Here is a 4,476-nt window from a genome sequence, read left to right on the forward strand (position 1 = left end):
TTAGCAATTTTCATGACAAAGGAAATGTCAAGTTGAAGCACTTGTTAGCTGTCCGAATTTTTATATTCATTTTCATATAATAAAACCATTTCATGTGCTTTTAAATTCGGGGCGACTTTATTTTCTTTTGCAATTATTTTTAGGGTTTCTAAAAAAGGTGAGCTGCTTATTGAAGATAAGCCATATGCAAAGTTTCCGAGTTTTTTTTGAAAGTCACGAAACTTAGGAAAATTATTCAGGAGAATTGGCATAAAGAATTCTTGATATCCGATTACATTATAGGAAAGAAATTCATCTTCCATAAATTCCATGTCATCGACTGTTGTTTGTGACCAAAGAAAGTACTGCTTTTTCCTGTTAATTGATATACCAAGTATTAAATATATAATTGCTCCATCAATATAAGCGGAAAGCTTTTTTCGTGAACTAATATAATGCGCAATATCAGAAATAGCATATTGTTCCGTATTCTCATCGATTCCAGGGTAATGCTTTTCAGTGTCATAATTATGGTACTGAATAAAATGTGATCCTTGGTTCCTTTTTCGGGTTACATCAAATGATAATAGTTCATTTGGAGGCATAAGCATGAGATTGTATTCTGGATTTTCATTTTTTATAAAGTAGTATTCCCTGTTTAATAATATATCTGGGTTACATTCTTCAATTACTTCAAATATGAAATTTCCATAGGTTCCTGGCTTTGACACCTGTTCTCGTAAGCCATATTTTGCAAATGCACTGCGGATAATCGTTTCATTACTATAATCAGTAAGTGCTGAAGTATGCTGTTTCCATCTTTGAAAGATATTAATTGACTGACCGATATATTTTTTCTTATTAATAATGTTAGTAATTCTATAAATACCAGTCAAATTAAAGTCCTTCAGAAATAATACTCTTCTGCGCCGAAGGCGTCCAGCTAACGACCGCATAACGCGTGAGTACGGCCCGAGGGGCTTGGCATGTGTTCTTGCGCAAGCAAGAACCATGACAAAGTGCGAATCGCGTTGATGCGATTGTTATATTGTGGTTTTTTTGTTTGAAGAGAGTATCTTATCTATCTTAATAAACAAGTTTGTTTGGATTTCCCTGTTTGAATCCACGATGAAATTCTGAGCTTCATTCTTCTGCTTTTCTTCGTAGTTTTTGAACATTAAGCGTACTACTTCATTTATTTCTGTTTTTTCCATCTATTCATCCTCCAAATTGTACTTATAGAAAAACTGTCTGTTGAGATCGGGTTGGAAGTAGTGTTTCCTCTTTATCCATATAAACCCGTCAGATTTCGAAATGATTGCAACATCTGTCGGTCCACCTACAGTCTCTGCATCTGGACTTACATGCCTTTTGAATGCAGTCAAGTTTACCAGTGATTCTGCCATCTCTGCTAGATCCGTTTTAGGTAAACTACTAACTATTTGTAAAATCGGATTAACAAAGTTCTTAGATGCAAAGTCCTCCATTGCATCCGAAAATTCATGGTTGATTTCTTTGATTTGCTCCTCTGCTAGAGGAATAATATCGTTGATCTTGTTGAATATATAGTCAATGCTCTCATGTATAAACTGAGACAACATCGGATCAATACCATCCATGAAGCTTGCAACCATTTCGGATTGGGCAAATGGAAGAATTGAGGCGGAATTATTTAATGTAATTGAACTTGTTTTTAGAATCCTTGATATTGCGAAGTTTTTTCCCAATCCATTGATGACAAAGCTGATAGTTGACGGAAACAACTCTTTATGCCCATAACCGGAAATAACAATGCCAGTGAATCCCTTGTAGTCATCCATTTTTGCAATAGCTTTGTAGATTACTCGTCTAAGAATTTCGTTGTTCACAGTATCGATTGCTGGAATCTCATCGGCAATTATCTCTTCTATCATATTGCCATAAAATTCGTTGAATTTTTCAAGTGGGCAATTCTCAATTTCATTAGTACCGAAATAATCCTCTCCAGTTGACAATACTTCAAACAATATTTTATTTAATTTTTTGAGTTTTTCTTCACCTTCTACTTCATTCAGTTCAGCCATTTGCTCTTTAGTTCGTTCAGCGAATTGTTCTGCGATTGCCTGTATGACTCCATGAACATGTCCTTCTATGCTTACATCTCGTGATTCTTCGCTTATTATATCAAAATTTATTATAAAAATTATAAAGTCGTTATAATATTCATTCAATGTATTGAATTTGCCTCTCCCGAGTTTCCGTCGATACTCCTTGATAATGACTTCCCAATCAATTCCTAAAAGTTTAGATGAGTTATAGACCATGATTCCGACAGGTTGATATTTTGAGAGGGCAAACAACTTATTCGCTGTATTAAAGATCTTTTTGTCACCATTTGGCAAGTTAATCGTTACAGCACTGTCAGCTGCCATGGCAACTGCGCTCTGATTCATGATTACGATTTCTGCTGTCATAGCATCTCCTCAAAATCAATATAACGACCGTTTGAGCCGCGAGCCNTGGAGTTTGCCCGCGAAGCGGAAAAGCAAACTCCATGACAATAGGCGAGTCGGTCTCGAAACGATTGTTATATGGATCCGATCAATTATAGATTATATCTCGATTCCAAATATTAATAATTTCACCATCTAGATTTTTCTGAGTTACAGTTCGCCAATTACCCATATTATCAAAATTAGAATAGTAGTAATAACTATTTAGTTCATTTCCGTCATATTGCAATACTCTGTTAATTAAATCTTCAGAATATTCAAACTCAATTCGTTTTACAAAATCATTTTCTTTGATCGAAAACTCATCTAATATGTTATCAGCATTAGACTCTTGGTTGGTTCTCAGTTCATTGACTTCAATAATTCTTCCATCGGAATCGTATTCAAAGAATGAAATAAAGCAAATATCATCTAGATTAGAAAGTTTATATTTTATTCGGGTGATGTCCCATTTTTGAATTAATTTGTCACTCTCATTAAACACCCAGAGCTTTTCATTATAGTTATATATTTTATTATTCCGATAGGATTTAATTATTAGGTGGACGGTGCTTTCACTTATTTGTAAGTCATATTCGTATCGATTGGGATCAGTGTCCGCACCCAATGTGAAAGTTCCTGATTCGAATATTTCAGGAGCATTTTCAAAATTTCTAGCTCCATCACTATTGGATAAAGTAGTCAAAGTTCCATTATCATCATAAGTATAAATAATTTCAGACCTTAACCCAGAATCAAAATTGTGAGTTACAAATGAAGTTTGATTTCCGTCAGAAAATGAATATATCTTTGCTGGAAAAGTGACTTTATTGTTCGGCCTTGTAAAATTCAAGTCTATATGGACCATTTCTATTTGTCGGATAATGCCTAAATTTTGAGTACTGTACAAATATTCGCCTGGACTAAGAGTTGTATTAAATACATTTGGACCATAGTAATTCTGTGCAAAAAGGACGAAGCCAGAAAAAAAGTGGATTACGATAAGAACAAGCTTATTTATTTTCATGATTACTCCATTTCAAGATTCCATATAACGACCGCTTAACCTGCAAATCCGAGCCCAAAGGGCTTGGCGCGTGTTTTTGCAAATGCAAAAACCGTGACAAAGGATTTGTCAGGTTGAAGCGCGTGTTATATGGTAAACTTCTATTTCAGATTTCTCTAATAATTTTAACATTATCATATTCAATTTCTTCAAATTCTTTCTTTTCAAAATTGATTATATAAATGGCGATAACTTCCGGCTCATAATAATTATCCGGATTGATTATGCATTCCAAAAATGTCCCCCAGTTATAACCATCATCATGTTCTATTGGAAACTTTGATACACGATAGTTTTTCTTTGGTATTAATCTAATTATTGAATCCTGAATAATTTTTGAGTTGTCAATATTTTGGTACAACAGTAGAAATGCATATTCACCATATTCAAAAGCATCCACAAAGAGCTTTTCTTCTTCTGATGCATGAAATGCATTTACATTTGCTGGAGTATTTAAAGATCCAGATCTATAAGTGATATTCTCCCATTTTGATATATCGGAAGTGATTTCTAGGCCAACGAGAATTTCCTCATAGTGATCCAAAAAGCCAGAAGTTTTGATTACTGTGGCCATTGTTTCGGCATTAAACTCATTTATTGGATCTTGTGCGTAGGCAATGCTTAGTGATGCAATCAAAGCGATTATGCTCAATACCATATTTTTCATTTTACGGTCCGCCTTATTCCTTCTATCCGTTAATTGTCTGTTCTGTAGTTGTTATATATTAATGAATAAATCCTTGAAATTTTTGTCACTTATCGATTATCTACCTTCCAATTTGGATAATTATTATTTCCCATTTTTTATTGCTCATATCCGATTCAAATATATCGCTCTCAAGATAGTGAAAATAATCTCTCTTTTATTCAGATGGTGATATTTTCGTGAATTACAAATTTTTCATCCATATAACGCGCGCTTAACCTGCGGAGCGAAAGTGGCGCGGTTTTTGCCAAGAA

Annotated in this window: 5 protein-coding genes; all 5 read right to left on the minus strand. The window is 34.2% G+C overall.

Annotated features, from left to right (window positions below; all coding sequences use genetic code 11):
• Positions 1–44 precede the first annotated feature (44 nt).
• Positions 45–875 (minus strand): GIY-YIG nuclease family protein, encoded by an 831-nt coding sequence (locus DC28_RS04490; RefSeq protein WP_037546382.1) that lies wholly within the window; start codon positions 873–875, stop codon positions 45–47.
• Between the two features lie 147 nt (positions 876–1,022).
• Complete coding sequence (locus DC28_RS16370; RefSeq protein ID WP_156104574.1) at positions 1,023–1,193, minus strand: hypothetical protein; 171 nt, start codon at positions 1,191–1,193, stop codon at positions 1,023–1,025.
• Positions 1,194–2,432 (minus strand): hypothetical protein, encoded by a 1,239-nt coding sequence (locus tag DC28_RS04495; protein ID WP_037546384.1) that lies wholly within the window; start codon positions 2,430–2,432, stop codon positions 1,194–1,196. It lies immediately after the preceding gene.
• 127 nt (positions 2,433–2,559) lie between these two features.
• The gene (locus DC28_RS16375; RefSeq protein ID WP_156104575.1) at positions 2,560–3,477 is read right to left on the minus strand and encodes a hypothetical protein; all 918 of its coding nucleotides are present in this window, start codon (positions 3,475–3,477) and stop codon (positions 2,560–2,562) included.
• A 145-nt stretch (positions 3,478–3,622) separates the two neighbouring features.
• Positions 3,623–4,174, minus strand: a complete 552-nt coding sequence (locus DC28_RS04505; RefSeq protein ID WP_156104557.1) for a hypothetical protein — start codon at positions 4,172–4,174, stop codon at positions 3,623–3,625.
• Positions 4,175–4,476: the final 302 nt, after the last annotated feature.

This window comes from Spirochaeta lutea, from assembly GCF_000758165.1.
In the GTDB taxonomy this organism is placed as follows: Bacteria; Spirochaetota; Spirochaetia; order DSM-27196; family Salinispiraceae; genus Spirochaeta_D; species Spirochaeta_D lutea.

What these genes read in the sequence shown, in the direction of transcription:
- DC28_RS04505 (WP_156104557.1), bottom strand. Translation starts at nt 4,174, where the DNA reads ATGGTATTGAGCATAATCGCTTTGATTGCATCACTAAGCATTGCCTAC.
- DC28_RS04495 (WP_037546384.1), bottom strand. Translation starts at nt 2,432, where the DNA reads ATGACAGCAGAAATCGTAATCATGAATCAGAGCGCAGTTGCCATGGCA.
- DC28_RS16375 (WP_156104575.1), bottom strand. Translation starts at nt 3,477, where the DNA reads ATGAAAATAAATAAGCTTGTTCTTATCGTAATCCACTTTTTTTCTGGC.
- DC28_RS16370 (WP_156104574.1), bottom strand. Translation starts at nt 1,193, where the DNA reads ATGGAAAAAACAGAAATAAATGAAGTAGTACGCTTAATGTTCAAAAAC.